Source organism: Klebsiella sp. B345, from assembly GCF_051131735.1.
Taxonomy (GTDB): Bacteria; Pseudomonadota; Gammaproteobacteria; order Enterobacterales; family Enterobacteriaceae; genus Klebsiella.
Map to the genome: position 1 here is coordinate 4,172,853 of NZ_CP180443.1, position 15,292 is coordinate 4,188,144.

Genomic DNA, 15,292 nt, shown 5'->3' on the forward strand with positions numbered 1-15,292 from the left:
TTCCTGACAATCAAAGTGAAAGCAATATGGTAGCGCTTGATGGGCGCGGCGACCAGCTCCATCACGGCGCAGATGCCGGTAGCCAGGCGCTGGTGAAATCGAACCAGCCTCGGGCATTAAGCTCCAGGCCGTTCACCCCCGGCGGGGCGCTGATACGGTAATTGTAATTGAACAATGGCGTCATAATGGCATCGTCCATCAGCCCGTTGAAGACGTTGCGTAATGCGTCGTTACGGCTGCGCTCTTCTGGCTGGGCCTGAACGGCGTCGAGGGTCGCCTGTAAATGGGCATATTGCGCCCCGGTCAACACATTGGGCCACATTGCATCACAGCGGAGCCACTGTTCCAGAGTGTATTCCGGTGATTCGCCGATCAGGCGATCGCCCATAATGAGATCCGCCTGCGACAGATCCTGGCAACCCTGCCAGTTTTTCGCATCGTGAAAAATGAGCGTCAGTTCGCAGCCAAGCGCGGCAAGCCGTAGGCGAAGCTGTTCTGCCATCGTATGCAGTTCGACGGGCAGGTGGTACAGCAGCGTCAGCCGTTTGGGGAGTGGGATATCATGATTCTCCGGTCCCTGAGGGATCGCCCATCCGGGAAGAACCTCGTTGCTGGGGGTGATCAAATCTTCGTCAAGAGGAAGGGTTTCCAGCAGTGAAGAGCGATGAATTAACGATATCAGACGCTGTGCCTGGGCGTTGCTGAGCCGGGGACTCTGGTGCAGCGCCAGATAACAAAAACCGAGGCTGATGCTGTTGCTGACCTGGCGCAGATTAGTGAGTTCGTCCGGATCGCCAATGGTAATTTGCACCGGGTGGCGACAGCTGGTGCCCAGGTTTTGTTCAAATAACTGGGGCGTGATCCAGTACTCCACCGTCTGAATCAGGGGATGGTTCAGATGATAACGCGGATGATTTTCCAGCCGAACCAGCTCAGGGCTGAACAGCGCCAGGCGGAACGGACCGCTACCGACCGTCGGATCGTCGGGATGGGCCAGTACGCTACAATAGCTGGCGAGGCGAAACGGCAGCCAAAAATCCGGGCGAAACAAGGTGATCGTCAGGCACTGAGCATGCGTCACATCAATCTGTTTGATGCTGGCAAACAGCGTGCGCAGGGCCGGCAAGTTGAGCAACATCAGTAAACGCTGCTGGATCTGCGCGGTCTCCAGAGAATCGCCGTTATGCCAGAACAGCGTTGAGCGAATAAAGAACTGCCAGCGCAGGCCGTCAGCCGAAATTTGCCAGTGATGGGCCAAATCCCCGACCGGGGAACGGCTTTGCGCATCAAAGCGCGTCAGGCCAGAGAAAATCTGGCCGGCCAGATGCTGCTCCGCGCGACCGGGTAAAAACCCCGGCTGGAGCGGATCGAGCGGGCGATAGTAGGGAATACGCAGGGTCGGCGTATTGTTCTGCCACTGGCCGCCAAGAAATGGCGAGAGCAGAGCCTTAAGCTCGCCCGTCGCCAGCTGAGCCAGCTCCAGCGCATTTTTCTGCTGCCCGTTGTTCAATGCCAGCTCCATCATCTCGTTCCGTAACGTTTCCGGCGAGCGATGAAATGTCAGGGTGCCGCGCTTCCCACGCCCGGCGCTGGACTGCCAGCTCAACCAGCCGGCCTGCTGGGCCTGACGAAGCAGGGTTCGAATATGGCGCTCGCTGCAAAAGCAACGGGCGGATAGTTCGCCGACGGTCACCTGCTGTGGCGCCCCTGACGAGGGTTGCCAGAGGCGCTGGTACTGGTTCAGGCGATTTAATAACCTCATTACACGTTATCCTTTAAGCTGCCTCTGCGTTGGCTGCGCGCGCTCACCCCAGTCACTGACTGGAGTAAGCTCCTGGGGACTCGCTTACTTGCCGCCTTAATCCAGCTTAAATGATTTTGTGTTCTGGATTGGTCCTTTAAGCGGCCTCTGCGGTCAGTGATAAATCCGGAACAATATAATCTATCTATTCACTATTACTTCCGTATATCTCAGGCAATACTGGAACTCAAGCAAAACTCATCACGCTCTGGGGAGCAGAACATGGCAAGACTCGCTGCATTTGATATGGACGGCACGTTGTTGATGCCGGACCATCGTCTGGGAACGACTACGCTCGCGACGCTCAGACGTCTGCGTGAGCGTGATATCACCCTGACTTTTGCCACGGGACGCCATGCGCTGGAAATGCGCCATGTTATCGGTGAGTTTGCGCTGGATGCCTACTTAATTACCGGCAACGGTACGCGGATCCATACCCTGAACGGCGAAGAGCTGCACCGAAGCGATCTGACTCCGGATGTCGCGGAGGCGGTGCTTCACCGTCACTGGGACACCGCAGCCAGCATGCACGTCTTTAATGACCAGGGTTGGTTTACCGGGCAGGAGATGCCCGAGCTACTGAAAGCACATATTTTTAGCGGTTTCCGTTATCAGATTGCCGATCCGAAGCGGATGCCGGGCAATAAAGTCACCAAGGTGTGCTTCTGCGGCGATCACGACGATCTCCAGCGCCTCCAGGTTCAGCTGGCTGAAGCGCTCGGCGAACGGGCACATATCTGCTTCTCGGCGTTTGATTGTCTGGAAGTGCTGCCGAATGGCTGCAATAAAGGCGCTGCGCTGGCGGTACTTGGCCAGCATATTGGCGTGTCGATGCAGGATTGTATGGCGTTCGGCGATGCCATGAACGACCGCGAGATGCTGGGAAGCGTCGGGCGCGGCGTGATTATGGGTAACGCGATGCCGCAGCTCAAAGCCGAGCTGCCGCATTTACCGGTTATCGGGGACTGTCGCCACGAGGCGGTCTCTCATTTTTTAACGCATTGGCTGGATAATCCTGATCTTCCTTATTCCCCCGAATAAATAGACCCTTCCAGCAGCCAGACGCCTCGGTGTCTGGCTTTTTTTATTGTCCGTTCACCATTGCCGCAATTTTTGCCTGCCACGGTGCGATGTCACCAATATGGCTCGCCACCCACTGCGGGTTGTAATAGCTTTCGAGATAACGCTCGCCGCTATCGCACAGAAGAGTGACAATGGAGCCGCTGCGTCCTTCAGCACGCATTCGCACGGCAAGCTCGAGCACGCCCCACATATTGGTTCCGGTAGAGGCGCCGACTTTCCGCCCCAGCAGCGTTTCCAGCCACAAAGCGGTAGCGACGCTGGCCGCGTCCGGCACCCGCAGCATGTCATCCACCACATCCGGGATAAATGACGGTTCGACCCGCGGGCGACCTATCCCCTCGATTTTACTTCCGACGGTGCTGCGCAGTGCGCTATCGCGGCTCTGCCAGTAATCGAGGAATACCGAGTTTTGTGGATCCACGACCAGTAACTGCGTGTCATACCCCTGACAGCGGATATAGCGGCCAATGGTAGCTGAGGTTCCCCCGGTACCGGCGCTCATCACGATATAAGAGGGCTGCGGATGTGGTTCATGAGTCATCTGGCGGAAAATGCTGTCAGCAATATTGTTGTTGCCGCGCCAGTCCGTCGCGCGCTCGGCGAAGGTAAACTGGTCCATATAATGGCCGTTCAGTTCGCGGGCCAGCATCTCGGAGGCGGCATAGATTTCACACGCACTTTCGACGAAATGGCAGCGGCCGCCATAAAACTCAATCTGTTCGATTTTGCGTTTTGCTGTGCAGGACGGCATCACGGCGATAAACGGCAGGCCCAGCAGACGGGCAAAATAGGCTTCCGACACGGCGGTTGAGCCGGAAGACGCTTCAATGATCGTGGTGCCTTCCTTAATCCAGCCATTGCACAGGCCGTACAGGAAAAGTGAACGGGCCAGGCGGTGCTTCAGACTGCCGGTAGGATGGGTGCTCTCATCCTTTAGATAGATCTGGATACCTGGGAATCCGGGCAGCGCCAGGCGAATAAGGTGCGTGTCGGCGGAACGCTGATAATCGGCGTTAATTTCACTAATGGCGTGTTTTACCCAGGCGCTATTCATCGTTATTTCCTGTTTGTCATTTTGTGCCCAGCTTAGCGGAAGTGTGAGGAAAAATTGTTGCTATTTAGCCTTTCGATTACACTGTAAGGAGTAAAATTTTCTCCGAGAGCGCCCAATGTTAGATAAAATTGACCGCAAGCTGCTTTCTCTGCTGCAAACAGACTGCACCCTCTCTTTGCAGGCGCTGGCCGATGCCGTTAATCTGACCACCACTCCCTGCTGGAAACGGCTGAAGCGCCTGGAAGATGAGGGTATCCTGCGGGGGCGCGTGGCGCTGCTGGATGCAGAAAAGCTGGGCCTTGGTCTGACGGCATTTGTGCTGATTAAAACCCAGCACCACAGCAGCGACTGGTACTGCCGCTTTGTCAGTGAAGTCACCCAGATGGCGGAAGTCCTGGGGTTCTGGCGTATGGCGGGAGAGTACGATTACCTGCTGCGAGTGCAGGTGGCGGACATGAAACGCTACGATGATTTTTATAAACGGCTGGTGAACAGCGTGCCGGGGTTGTCTGATGTCACTTCGAGTTTCGCGATGGAACAGATAAAATACACTACGGCCTTACCTATTGATTAGCGGCGCTTGCCGCGACGATTGACACACTCAGGATTCTACTGCTTGCGATTATTTGCCCAACTCAGCTGGTACTTCCGCCGGGAGTGGCGCCGCTATCTCGGTGCCATTGCCTTGCTGATCATTATCGCCATTTTACAACTGATCCCGCCGAAAGTCGTAGGGATCGTGGTTGATGGCGTCACCAGACAACATTTTAGCGCCGGGACGATCTGGCTGTGGATCGGCTCATTAGTGCTGATCGCGGTGATGGTCTATCTGCTGCGCTACGTCTGGCGCGTACTGTTGTTCGGTGCGTCCTATCAGTTGGCGGTGGAGCTGCGGGAAGACTTTTATCGCCAGCTCAGCCGCCAGCATCCCGCCTTTTACCTGCGCCACCGAACCGGGGATCTGATCGCGCGCGCGACCAACGACGTTGACCGGGTGGTCTTTGCCGCGGGTGAGGGGGTGTTGACCCTGGTCGACTCACTGGTGATGGGCTGCGCGGTGTTCATCGTGATGTCGACACAAATCAGCTGGCAGCTCACGCTGCTGGCGCTGCTGCCGATGCCGGTAATGGCGCTGGTGATTAAGCGCAACGGCGATGCGCTGCATGAACGTTTCCGCGTTGCCCAGGCGGCGTTCTCCAGCCTGAACGACCGAACCCAGGAAAGCCTGACCAGTATCCGCATGATCAAAGCCTTTGGTCTTGAAGACCGCCAGTCGGCGCAGTTCTCTGCCGATGCAGCGGATACCGGAAAGAAAAATATGCGGGTAGCGCGCATCGATGCGCGATTCGACCCGACGATTTATATCGCCATTGGCACCGCGAATCTGCTGGCAATCGGCGGAGGGAGCTGGATGGTGATACAGGGCAGCATGACGCTCGGCCAGTTGACCAGCTTTGTGATGTACCTCGGGCTGATGATCTGGCCGATGCTGGCGCTGGCGTGGATGTTTAACATTGTTGAGCGCGGCAGCGCGGCCTATAGCCGCATCCGCACGATGCTCGAAGAGGCGCCGACCGTCAACGATGGCAGCGAACAGGTGCCTGAAGGCCGTGGCGTATTGAATGTTGCGGTGCGCGAGTTTATCTATCCGCAGGCGCATAAAGCTGCACTGGAAAAGGTGAACTTTGTGCTCCAGCCAGGGCAGATGCTGGGTATCTGCGGGCCAACCGGCTCGGGAAAAAGCACCATCCTGGCGCTGATCCAACGTCACTTTGATGTCACCCAGGGGGATATTCGTTTTCATGATATTCCCCTGACCCGGCTGCAGCTCGATAGCTGGCGCGCCAGGCTGGCGGTAGTTAACCAGACGCCGTTTCTGTTTTCCGATACCGTCGCTAATAACATCGCGCTCGGCAGACCTGATGCGACGCCAGAGCAAATAGAACGTGCGGCGCGGTTAGCCAGCGTACACGACGATATTTTGCGTCTGCCTCAGGGATATGAAACGGAAGTGGGTGAACGCGGCGTGATGCTCTCCGGTGGTCAGAAACAGCGTATTTCGATTGCCCGCGCGCTGCTGCTGGAGGCGGAGATCCTGATTCTGGATGATGCGCTGTCGGCGGTGGATGGCCGGACAGAACACCAGATCCTGCATAACCTACGGCAATGGGGGGAAGGGCGCACGGTGATCATCAGCGCCCATCGTCTGTCGGCCTTAACGGAAGCCAGCGAGATCCTGGTGATGCAGCACGGACATATCGTCCAGCGCGGTCGCCACGACGGACTGGCGGCTCAACCTGGCTGGTACCGCGATATGTATCGTTATCAGCAACTGGAAGCGGCGCTGGATGATGCGCCACAAGAACATGAGGAGGCCACCGATGCGTAGTTTTGCCGAACTCTGGCCCACCTTAAAACGCCTGCTGGCTTACGGTTCTCCGTGGCGTAAGCCGCTGATTATTGCGGTGGTGATGATGTGGATTGCCGCCGCGGCCGAAGTCAGCGGTCCGCTGCTGATCAGCTACTTTATCGATAATATGGTGGCGAAGAACTCGCTGCCGCTGAAGCTGGTTTGCGGGCTGGCGGTGGCCTATCTTGGATTACAGATCCTCGCGGCCACCCTGCACTATAACCAGTCGCTGTTGTTTAACCGTGCCGCCGTCGGCGTGGTACAACAACTGCGAAGCGATGTGATGGATGCGGCATTGCGCCAGCCGCTCAGCGAGTTTGACACCCAGCCGGTTGGGCAGTTGATCTCTCGTGTGACCAACGACACCGAAGTGATTCGCGACCTCTATGTGACTGTGGTGGCGACCGTGCTGCGCAGCGCCGCACTGATTGGCGCGATGCTGGTGGCGATGTTCAGCCTCGACTGGCGGATGGCGCTGGTGGCGCTGGCCATCTTCCCGGCGGTGTTGATTGTCATGCTGATTTATCAACGCTACAGCACACCTATAGTGCGCCGGGTTCGCGCATGGCTGGCGGATATCAACGATGGCTTTAATGAAGTGATTAACGGCATGGGCGTCATCCAGCAGTTCCGCCAGCAGGCGCGGTTCGGCGAACGGATGCGTGAAGCCAGCCACGCTCACTATCTGGCGCGTATGCAGACGCTGCGCCTTGACGGTTTCCTCCTGCGTCCGTTGCTGAGCCTGTTTTCAACCCTGGTGCTCTGCGGGCTGCTGATGTTGTTTGGATTCAGTGCCGTCGGCACGATTGAAGTCGGGGTACTGTATGCCTTTATCAGCTACCTTGGGCGCCTGAATGAGCCGCTGATTGAGCTAACGACGCAGCAGTCGATGCTCCAGCAGGCAGTTGTTGCCGGCGAGCGAGTGTTCGAACTGATGGATCGCCCGCGCCAGGCGTGGGGACAGGATAATGCCCCGTTGCGCAGCGGCAGGGTATCAATCGAGGATCTGTCGTTTGCCTACCGTGGCGATCGACTGGTGCTGAAAGAGATTAATCTGGAGATCCCCTCCCGTGGTTTTGTGGCCCTGGTGGGCCATACCGGCAGCGGGAAAAGCACCCTGGCTAGCCTGATGATGGGCTACTACCCGCTGACCCAGGGGGAGATTCGCATCGACGGGCGTCCGCTCGCGTCGTTAAGCCACAGCGCCTTGCGCCAGGGCGTGGCGATGGTGCAGCAGGATCCGGTGGTGCTGGCCGATACTTTTTATGCCAACGTCACCCTCGGTCGTGACATCAGCGAGGCGCAGGTTTGGGAGGCGCTGGAATCGGTGCAACTGGCGGAGCTGGCGCGCAGCATGGATGAAGGGATCTACACCCAGCTGGGCGAGCAGGGGAATAATCTCTCCGTTGGGCAGAAGCAGCTGCTGGCACTGGCGCGGGTGCTGGTCGATACCCCGCAGATATTAATTCTCGATGAGGCGACGGCAAATATCGATTCCGGTACCGAGCAGGCTATTCAGCAGGCGCTGGCCAAAGTACGCCAGCACACCACCCTCGTGGTGATTGCGCACCGCCTGTCAACGATCGTGGAGGCCGATACCATTCTGGTGCTCCATCGCGGACAGGCCGTTGAGCGTGGTAATCATCAGCAACTGCTGGCGGCAAAAGGGCGCTACTGGCAGATGTATCAGCTGCAGCTGGCCGGTGAAGAGCTGGCGGCCAGCGCGCAGGAAGAGTCGCTGACCGCCTGATGCACCATAAACAGGCAGCGGTTTTGTGGCGAATAAATGTGGTGCAAAAATGCAACGCGTCGTGCACTGTTATGGTGCATTTTTGGCCGAAACGGATGCTTTTCTGAGGCATTCTTCCCCCATTCTTGTCTTTTCGTTGTGAAAAGGGCCGCTGTGCGGTCCTTTTTCATTTCTGGCATAGCCCTTGCTTTATTCCCTGTGTGTTAGCTGCTGCCATTACGAATTCTGAGCGGAGGGGACTTATGAAGCTGGTTACCGTGGTAATCAAACCATTCAAACTGGAAGATGTGCGTGAAGCGTTATCTTCCATCGGCATTCAGGGCCTTACGGTCACTGAGGTAAAAGGGTTTGGCCGTCAAAAGGGTCATGCTGAGCTGTACCGTGGTGCCGAATATAGCGTCAATTTTCTGCCAAAAGTGAAGATTGACGTCGCGATTGCCGACGATCAGCTTGATGAGGTCGTTGATGTGATTAGTAAAGCGGCCTACACCGGAAAAATTGGCGATGGCAAAATTTTTGTCGCCGAACTGCAACGCGTTATTCGCATCCGCACCGGCGAAGCCGACGAAGCGGCACTGTAACGACCAGACCACACAGTGATGGGGATCGAGAAAATGAAAATAGCGACAATGAAAACGGGTCTGGGTGCGCTGGCACTTCTTCCGGGGCTGGCCATGGCCGCACCGGCAGTGGCAGATAAAGCTGACAACGCCTTCATGATGATTTGCACCGCGCTGGTGCTGTTTATGACAATTCCGGGCATCGCGCTGTTTTACGGCGGCCTGATTCGCGGCAAGAACGTGCTCTCAATGCTGACTCAGGTGATCGTCACCTTTGCGCTGGTGTGCGTGTTATGGGTGGTTTATGGCTATACGCTGGCCTTCGGGACCGGCGGCAGCTTCTTCGGCAGCTTTGACTGGGTGATGCTGAAAAATATTGAACTGAAAGCGCTGATGGGCACTTTCTATCAGTACATTCATGTGGCGTTCCAGGGCTCCTTTGCCTGTATTACCGTTGGCCTGATTGTCGGCGCGCTGGCTGAGCGTATCCGCTTCTCCGCGGTGCTGATTTTTGTGGTGGTGTGGATGACGCTCTCCTATGTGCCGATTGCGCATATGGTCTGGGGCGGCGGTCTGCTGGCAACCCATGGTGCGCTTGACTTCGCCGGCGGTACCGTCGTGCATATCAACGCCGCGGTGGCCGGGCTGGTAGGTGCTTATATGATGGGCAAACGTGTTGGCTTCGGCAAAGAAGCGTTTAAACCTCATAACCTGCCAATGGTCTTCACCGGTACAGCGATCCTCTACGTTGGCTGGTTTGGCTTTAACGCCGGTTCTGCGAGCGCGGCGAACGAAATTGCGGCCCTGGCCTTCGTCAACACCGTGGTGGCGACCGCTGGCGCGATTCTGGCCTGGACCTTCGGCGAATGGGTGACTCGTGGTAAACCCTCTCTGCTGGGTGCTTGTTCAGGTGCCATTGCGGGTCTGGTTGGTGTTACGCCAGCATGTGGTTACATCGGCGTCGGCGGCGCACTGATTGTCGGTATCGCCTCGGGTCTTGCGGGTCTGTGGGGTGTCACCGTGCTGAAACGCTGGTTACGTGTGGATGACCCTTGCGATGTCTTTGGTGTGCACGGCGTGTGCGGTATCGTGGGCTGTATTCTGACCGGTATCTTTGCTGCCACCTCTCTGGGCGGCGTGGGCTACGCAGAAGGCGTCACCATGGGCCATCAGCTGCTGGTTCAGTTGGAAAGTATCGCTATCACCATCGTCTGGTCCGGTATTGTTGCCTACATCGGCTACAAAGTGGCGGACATGACCGTGGGCCTGCGTGTACCGGAAGAGCAGGAACGCGAAGGGCTGGACGTCAACAGCCATGGCGAGAACGCGTACAACGCCTGATAATTTGAGTTGTCTCCTGTAGTAGCAAAGCCTCCCGATGGGAGGCTTTTTTTATGCGCTACGCTCACGCATTACGATTGCGCATGACTCCTTCCTGCACCGTTGATGCTACCAGGGTGCCATCCTGGGTATAAAACTCGCCACGCACAAAGCCGCGGGCGCTGGAGGCAGAGGTGCTCTCTACGCTGTATAGCAGCCACTCGTTGATGTTGAACGGGCGGTGGAACCACATGGAGTGGTCGATCGTGGCGACCTGCATGCCAGGTTCAAGGAACCCGACACCGTGCGGCTGCAGGGCCACCGGCAGAAAGTTAAAGTCTGAAGCGTAGCCCAGCAGATACTGGTGGATACGGATATCTTCCGGTACCGCGCCGTTGGCCCGGAACCACACCTGACGGGTTGGTTGCGCGACGTGGCCCTTCAGCGGGTTATGAAACTCTACCGGGCGGATCTCCAGCGGTTTATCGCTGAGAAACTTATCTTTGGCCTGCGGCGGCAGCAGGTGGGCCAGCTTGCGCGCGATATCCGTTTCGGACGGCAGCCCCTCCGGCGACGGGGCTGCTGGCATAGATTTCTGGTGTTCGTAGCCCGGCTCTGGCGCCTGGAAAGAGGCGGTCATATAGAAAATCGGTTTACCGTTCTGAATTGCCGCCACCCGGCGAGCGCTAAAGCTATTGCCGTCGCGCAGGACTTCGACGTCATAAATAATCGGTTTCTGGCTATCGCCAGGACGCAGAAAATAGCTATGAAACGAGTGGATCAAGCGCTCGGCAGGCACGGTTTCTTTGGCGGCATACAGTGCCTGACCGACGACCTGGCCGCCAAATACCTGACGCAACCCCAGATCTTCGCTCTGCCCGCGGAATAACCCTTCTTCAATTTTTTCCAGATTCAACAATGCCAGCAGATTGGTTAATGCCTGACTCATATTTATCCTCAATCAGTAATAACTGCGTCGCGCAGCGCGTATTGAGGGAAAGTATAACCTGGAATCGCAAGTGGTCCGATGGGTTCAATAATCTGAATAAAGGGCCGCTTGCAGGAAGACGACTGAGATCTGTGTTACGCTTATTTACGAATGTTCCTGCTCGCCAGTCGGCCGGACATGCTCCTGTAGATAAAGGGATGAAAAGGAGAACATAATGAAATTTGCCTATATGTTTAGTGCTTTAGCTGTTGCCGCTACACTGACCGCCTGCGCGAATAATCACAGCGCCTCGACGACCAATGCAGCAGCAGCCCCCGATCCTTATGGCATTGCCTCGCTGAGCGCTTCTCAGCAGCAGCCTAATGTTTCAGGCACCATCGCTATCCGGCAAAAAGTAGCACTACCGCCGGATGCGGTACTGACGGTCACCCTGGCTGATGCTTCTCTGGCCGATGCCCCGGCACGGGTCCTGTCGCAGAAAGCGGTACGTACTGAAGGCAAACAGCCACCGTATAATTTTGTCCTGTCATATAACCCGGCGGATATTAAGCCGAATGCGCGTATTTTGTTGAGTTCGGCAATTACGGTGAATGGTCAGCTGATGTTTATCACCGATACCGTACAAACGGTAGTGACTCAGGGAGGGAATCGCGCCGACCTGCTGCTGGTTCCGGTGCAGCATACCGCCGTTCCGGTTGCCGGCGATACCGGCTCAACGACGACCGCACAGTAACCTCTACACACGCCCCTGTTCAGGGGCATTTTTTTGTCTTCAGTACACCCAGCGATAGTGCTGCAGGTCAATATGGCCGCTGCCGGATACCTGCACACCTTCCGCCAGCAACGCCTGGCGCTGGCGCTGCAAATCCGGGCCAGTAAGCGAAATATCGCCGTGGCGATTGACGACACGATGCCAGGGAAGCGTTGAGCCTTCGGGCAGTCGTTTGAGCACACCGCCTACCTGACGCGCGGCGCGCGGTGAGCCTGCCAGTCGGGCAATATCGCCGTAGGTCGCGACGTAACCTTCCGGAATGGAGGCCACAATCTGCCAGACCCGTCGGGGAAATGTATCGAGAGAATCCATTGTTGGTCCTGTCACCGGGAAAGGTTCAGGATAAGCGCTGGCAGAGGAGCTGTACAGGGACGGGCATTATGCCGGTTTCGCGACGGTGAATTCGAGTGACAGGCCGAGGATCTGCATACCATGGACGTTATCATCCGGGGTCATGGCGACCAGGCTTTCAAAAAATTTCAGCCGCCGGGACTGGCCATTGATGATCAGTTTTGCCCGTAGGGAAGGAAGTTGCTGAGAACTGATCGGATAAATGACGCGACCGCTGACCTCGATAGGCAGCTTGCGCAAATCCAGGCGTTGCAGGACACCGACCGTGGAATAGAGTAGCGCAACCGGGGTGATGGCCAGCAGAGTGCCGCTGCTCACGCTGACAAAATCCAGCATCAGTTCCGGGCGCAGAAAATGTAGCCCCTGAAAGGAGAGGGTGACGCCGTCAATCTCTGGCATCGCCAGAGTCGTTGTAAAACGCGGTGATTCGCTCATGCTATTACCATTGAGATAAAATACTGATTCATAAACCTGTTATTCCATGCTGTCAGTATGGATGCATACCGGGAAAGGTACTGCGATAATGCTCGCAATACCTTGATCTCTACCCGATAGCGCCAGGCAGAACCTGGCCGGCTCGGGCAATGTAGCGGGTGTTGGACAATAAACCAGCATCCGGTCGGCGTTAGCTTGCAATTCGCCGGTGCAGTAGGGATAATGCGCCAGCGCGTTGGGTAACAACGCTCTCAATGGGGGCTCTGTTGGTTCTCCCGCAACGCTACTCTGTTTACCAGGTCAGATCCGGAAGGAAGCAGCCAGAGCAGACGACGTGTGTGCCGGGATGTAGCTGGCAGGGCCCCCACCCAATTCTGGGGATCCCCACGGTTTTTTTCATTTTCATTCAACGATTCCCGAACGCCACAACATCGCACGGTTTGCCCTCCTTTTTTGCAGCACGATGCCCGTGAGCATGGGCCTGCAGCGCTTTCCCTCCTCGTGATATCCCTCTGACGCTGTGCCATTCCTGCTTACTATTCCTTCTAAACAACACTAATTTTTATTCTTTAAAATTATATGTCATATTTTTGCAATATTACTGAAATATTAATGTCATTTCCATGTCACAAATAACAGGCAAATTAATTACGCTAATTACTACCAGGTAACAAGTCTGAAATATATGTCTGGATCGGTTTGTTAACTTCGTGTATTAATTATTGTAAATTTTTTTGCACGGGAAGCATGGCGATGACCACAGTCGTATTAAACGTAAAAATTGATGCAGAGTTAAAAGAAAAGCTGCGTCATTACGCGGAAGTAAATAACGAGAACCTGGGTACTGCAACGGAGAAACTGCTGCTGCTGGCTTTCCAAACAGCAGATTCGGCAGACGAGGCGGGGGTTTCGGAAGAAGATATTGATAGTCAGCATACCGAAGAAGAAACTTCTCCATTAACCCCTAAAGAAATCAAAGCGTTAAGAAAAATCCTGAAGAAGAAAAAATGAAACAACAACTCTCTACAGCCAGCAACTACAGCGAAGCCTGCGACATGTTACGTTCGGGGTATGTTAAGCATGTTCGCCTCAACTGGAATATCGGTAGTGATGAGTTTTTTCGCATTGCCTCCGACTGGTGTGACACCGGAGCAAAAATTAAAAAAGATGAAGATGGATTTATTATCTCGTTAAAAAGTTTTCCTATTCCACGCCAGCATTAATGACATTCATTCATCGGTGTCATCGGGCTGACATATAGTCCTGACATGATGAAGTGCAATTTATAAAAAACATCTCAAATGCATCATGGATGATGACTTTTTGACGGGCTGATGCCAGCCCGTCGATATTTTATTATATTATTTTCCGCATTCTTGAATTTTCATTCTGTTGTGAAATCCCCGCCCACAATGGCTGCAGCGTCGTAAAGGCACTGCGCAACTCCTCATCCGCCAGGGTGAAAGGCAAACGCAAATAACGATCGAAGGCACCCGCCAGACCGAAACGCGTACCGGTACCAATATGAATCCCATGACTTTCTGCCCTCGCCGAGAACAGCGTCGCCAGCATTCCCGGTAATTCTACCCAAAACGACAGCCCGCCTTCCGGTGATGAAAAGCGCCACTGTGGGAAGAACTCTGTCATCAGCGCGCTGCACATATCACGGCGTGCGGCGAGCATCTCCCGACGTGCGGGCAGCAGCGTTTTCTCATGTTCCAGTAACCAGCTACAGGCCAGTTGCTCAAGCAACGGCGTACCGAGATCGAGCGAATCACGGGCCTGCATTAACGAGGCGATGGTTCGTGAAGAGGCGCGGATCCAGCCAATACGTAATCCTCCCCAGAAACTTTTTCCTGCAGAACCAATGGTAATCACCGGTGCATCAGGGTTGAAGGTTGCCAGCGGCGGTGGTGGCGGCGCGTTGTACCACAAATCGACCATCGTCTCGTCGACGACCAACGTGGTGCGCGTTTGTGCCGCGATATCGGCGACCCGCTGACGGGTGGCGTTGTCCATGCAGCGACCGGTGGGATTGTGAAAATCGGGCATTAGCCAGGCCAGGCGGGGGGCCGTTTGGGCAATGGTCGCCGCCAGGCCATCGCAGTCCCAGCCTTGCTGCGGCAGGGCGACGCCGACCGGCCGGCAGGAGGCGCCCTGAATGGCGCTGATGGCCATGGGATAGGTCGGGGCGTCGACCACAACCCGGTCGCCTGGCCCGGTCAGCAGCCGTAAAACCAGCGCAAAAGCGCTCAGCGCGCCGTTGACGATCATCACTTCATCGCTACGGGTGGGCAGCCCTCGTTCAGCGTAGCGGCGGGCTATGGCTTCACGCAAGACCTGTAATCCGTGCTGATCGTAACCGGTATTTACGAGATACTGCGGCATTACCGTCAGCGCCTGCTGGTAAGCCTGATGGATTTCTGGCCCGGCGCTCAGGGCGGCGGTTGCCAGATTTATTGATGATGGACGGAAGGCCACATCTCCTGCTGCGCCCGAACGTTCCGGTAGCGCGATGCGCGAACCGCTGCCCTGACGGCTGTAAAGATAACCCTCTTCACGCAGCTGGCCCAGCGCGCTGGCAACGGTAGTGCGGCTGACGTTCAGGGCGCTGGCCAGCTCCCGTTCGCCGGGCAGGCGCGTTTCGAGGGTCAGGCGGCCATCGAGGATCAGCAGGCGCAGAGCTTCCGCCAGCTGGCGCCAGAGCGGCGTGCGGCCAGAAGGCGCCTGCCAGTGGCCCAGCAGACGAACCAGAGATTGCGTACCAAAGCGACGAGAAACCATAGCGATCCACTTTTCTAAAACTG

Annotated in this window: 15 protein-coding genes and 1 other RNA gene; 10 read left to right on the plus strand and 6 right to left on the minus strand. The window is 56.1% G+C overall.

Features of this window, described 5'->3' with window-relative positions; genetic code table 11:
* Positions 1-61: 61 nt before the first annotated feature.
* Positions 62-1,762, minus strand: a complete 1,701-nt coding sequence (locus tag ACMYSO_RS19590) for an SgrR family transcriptional regulator (protein ID WP_434667012.1) — start codon at positions 1,760-1,762, stop codon at positions 62-64.
* Between the two features lie 261 nt (positions 1,763-2,023).
* Here ACMYSO_RS19590 and cof point away from each other — a divergent pair, with 261 nt between their 5' ends.
* The gene (gene cof, locus ACMYSO_RS19595) at positions 2,024-2,842 is read left to right on the plus strand and encodes an HMP-PP phosphatase (protein ID WP_434667015.1); all 819 of its coding nucleotides are present in this window, start codon (positions 2,024-2,026) and stop codon (positions 2,840-2,842) included.
* 43 nt (positions 2,843-2,885) lie between these two features.
* On the opposite strand, the gene ACMYSO_RS19600 is transcribed toward cof, so the two are convergent.
* The gene (locus ACMYSO_RS19600; protein WP_434667017.1) at positions 2,886-3,938 is read right to left on the minus strand and encodes a PLP-dependent cysteine synthase family protein; all 1,053 of its coding nucleotides are present in this window, start codon (positions 3,936-3,938) and stop codon (positions 2,886-2,888) included.
* A gap of 115 nt (positions 3,939-4,053) precedes the next feature.
* Between ACMYSO_RS19600 and ACMYSO_RS19605 the strand changes: the two genes are divergently transcribed.
* The 5 genes from ACMYSO_RS19605 to amtB all read left to right on the plus strand — a co-directional run bounded on the left by ACMYSO_RS19605 (position 4,054) and on the right by amtB (position 9,999).
* On the plus strand, positions 4,054-4,512 hold the full coding sequence (locus ACMYSO_RS19605; protein ID WP_123755709.1) for an Lrp/AsnC family transcriptional regulator: 459 nt from the start codon (positions 4,054-4,056) through the stop codon (positions 4,510-4,512).
* Positions 4,513-4,554: 42 nt separating this feature from the next.
* A complete protein-coding gene (locus ACMYSO_RS19610) occupies positions 4,555-6,327 on the plus strand; it encodes a SmdA family multidrug ABC transporter permease/ATP-binding protein (protein ID WP_434667019.1) in 1,773 nt (590 codons plus the stop codon).
* Positions 6,320-8,098 (plus strand): SmdB family multidrug efflux ABC transporter permease/ATP-binding protein, encoded by a 1,779-nt coding sequence (locus ACMYSO_RS19615; RefSeq protein ID WP_434667022.1) that lies wholly within the window; start codon positions 6,320-6,322, stop codon positions 8,096-8,098. Before ACMYSO_RS19610 ends, ACMYSO_RS19615 begins: the two co-directional genes overlap by 8 nt.
* Positions 8,099-8,340: 242 nt before the next feature.
* Positions 8,341-8,679 (plus strand): P-II family nitrogen regulator, encoded by a 339-nt coding sequence (gene glnK / locus ACMYSO_RS19620; protein ID WP_004858743.1) that lies wholly within the window; start codon positions 8,341-8,343, stop codon positions 8,677-8,679.
* A 33-nt stretch (positions 8,680-8,712) separates the two neighbouring features.
* Positions 8,713-9,999 carry an ammonium transporter AmtB gene (gene amtB, locus ACMYSO_RS19625; protein ID WP_434586143.1) on the plus strand — a complete coding sequence of 429 codons (1,287 nt, stop codon included), beginning with the start codon at positions 8,713-8,715 and terminating at the stop codon, positions 9,997-9,999.
* Positions 10,000-10,063: 64 nt separating this feature from the next.
* On the opposite strand, the gene tesB is transcribed toward amtB, so the two are convergent.
* A complete protein-coding gene (gene tesB / locus ACMYSO_RS19630; RefSeq protein ID WP_434667025.1) occupies positions 10,064-10,927 on the minus strand; it encodes an acyl-CoA thioesterase II in 864 nt (287 codons plus the stop codon).
* Positions 10,928-11,141: 214 nt separating this feature from the next.
* Here tesB and ACMYSO_RS19635 point away from each other — a divergent pair, with 214 nt between their 5' ends.
* On the plus strand, positions 11,142-11,660 hold the full coding sequence (locus tag ACMYSO_RS19635) for a YbaY family lipoprotein (RefSeq protein ID WP_434667028.1): 519 nt from the start codon (positions 11,142-11,144) through the stop codon (positions 11,658-11,660).
* 39 nt (positions 11,661-11,699) lie between these two features.
* On the opposite strand, the gene ACMYSO_RS19640 is transcribed toward ACMYSO_RS19635, so the two are convergent.
* Positions 11,700-12,011, minus strand: coding sequence for an MGMT family protein (locus tag ACMYSO_RS19640; protein ID WP_434667030.1), 312 nt, complete (start codon positions 12,009-12,011; stop codon positions 11,700-11,702).
* Positions 12,012-12,077: 66 nt separating this feature from the next.
* A complete protein-coding gene (locus ACMYSO_RS19645; protein WP_434667032.1) occupies positions 12,078-12,485 on the minus strand; it encodes a dTDP-glucose pyrophosphorylase in 408 nt (135 codons plus the stop codon).
* A gap of 264 nt (positions 12,486-12,749) precedes the next feature.
* Between ACMYSO_RS19645 and ffs the strand changes: the two genes are divergently transcribed.
* The 3 genes from ffs to ACMYSO_RS19660 all read left to right on the plus strand — a co-directional run bounded on the left by ffs (position 12,750) and on the right by ACMYSO_RS19660 (position 13,708).
* Positions 12,750-12,846: signal recognition particle sRNA small type (gene ffs, locus ACMYSO_RS19650), an RNA gene on the plus strand.
* 392 nt (positions 12,847-13,238) lie between these two features.
* Positions 13,239-13,496 (plus strand): hypothetical protein, encoded by a 258-nt coding sequence (locus ACMYSO_RS19655; RefSeq protein ID WP_123756220.1) that lies wholly within the window; start codon positions 13,239-13,241, stop codon positions 13,494-13,496.
* Positions 13,493-13,708 carry a hypothetical protein gene (locus ACMYSO_RS19660; RefSeq protein WP_123755717.1) on the plus strand — a complete coding sequence of 72 codons (216 nt, stop codon included), beginning with the start codon at positions 13,493-13,495 and terminating at the stop codon, positions 13,706-13,708. Before ACMYSO_RS19655 ends, ACMYSO_RS19660 begins: the two co-directional genes overlap by 4 nt.
* 133 nt (positions 13,709-13,841) lie before the next feature.
* Here the strand turns inward: ACMYSO_RS19660 and ACMYSO_RS19665 are convergent, their stop codons facing one another.
* Complete coding sequence (locus ACMYSO_RS19665; RefSeq protein ID WP_434667036.1) at positions 13,842-15,269, minus strand: PLP-dependent aminotransferase family protein; 1,428 nt, start codon at positions 15,267-15,269, stop codon at positions 13,842-13,844.
* Between the last annotated feature and the right edge of the window lie 23 nt (positions 15,270-15,292).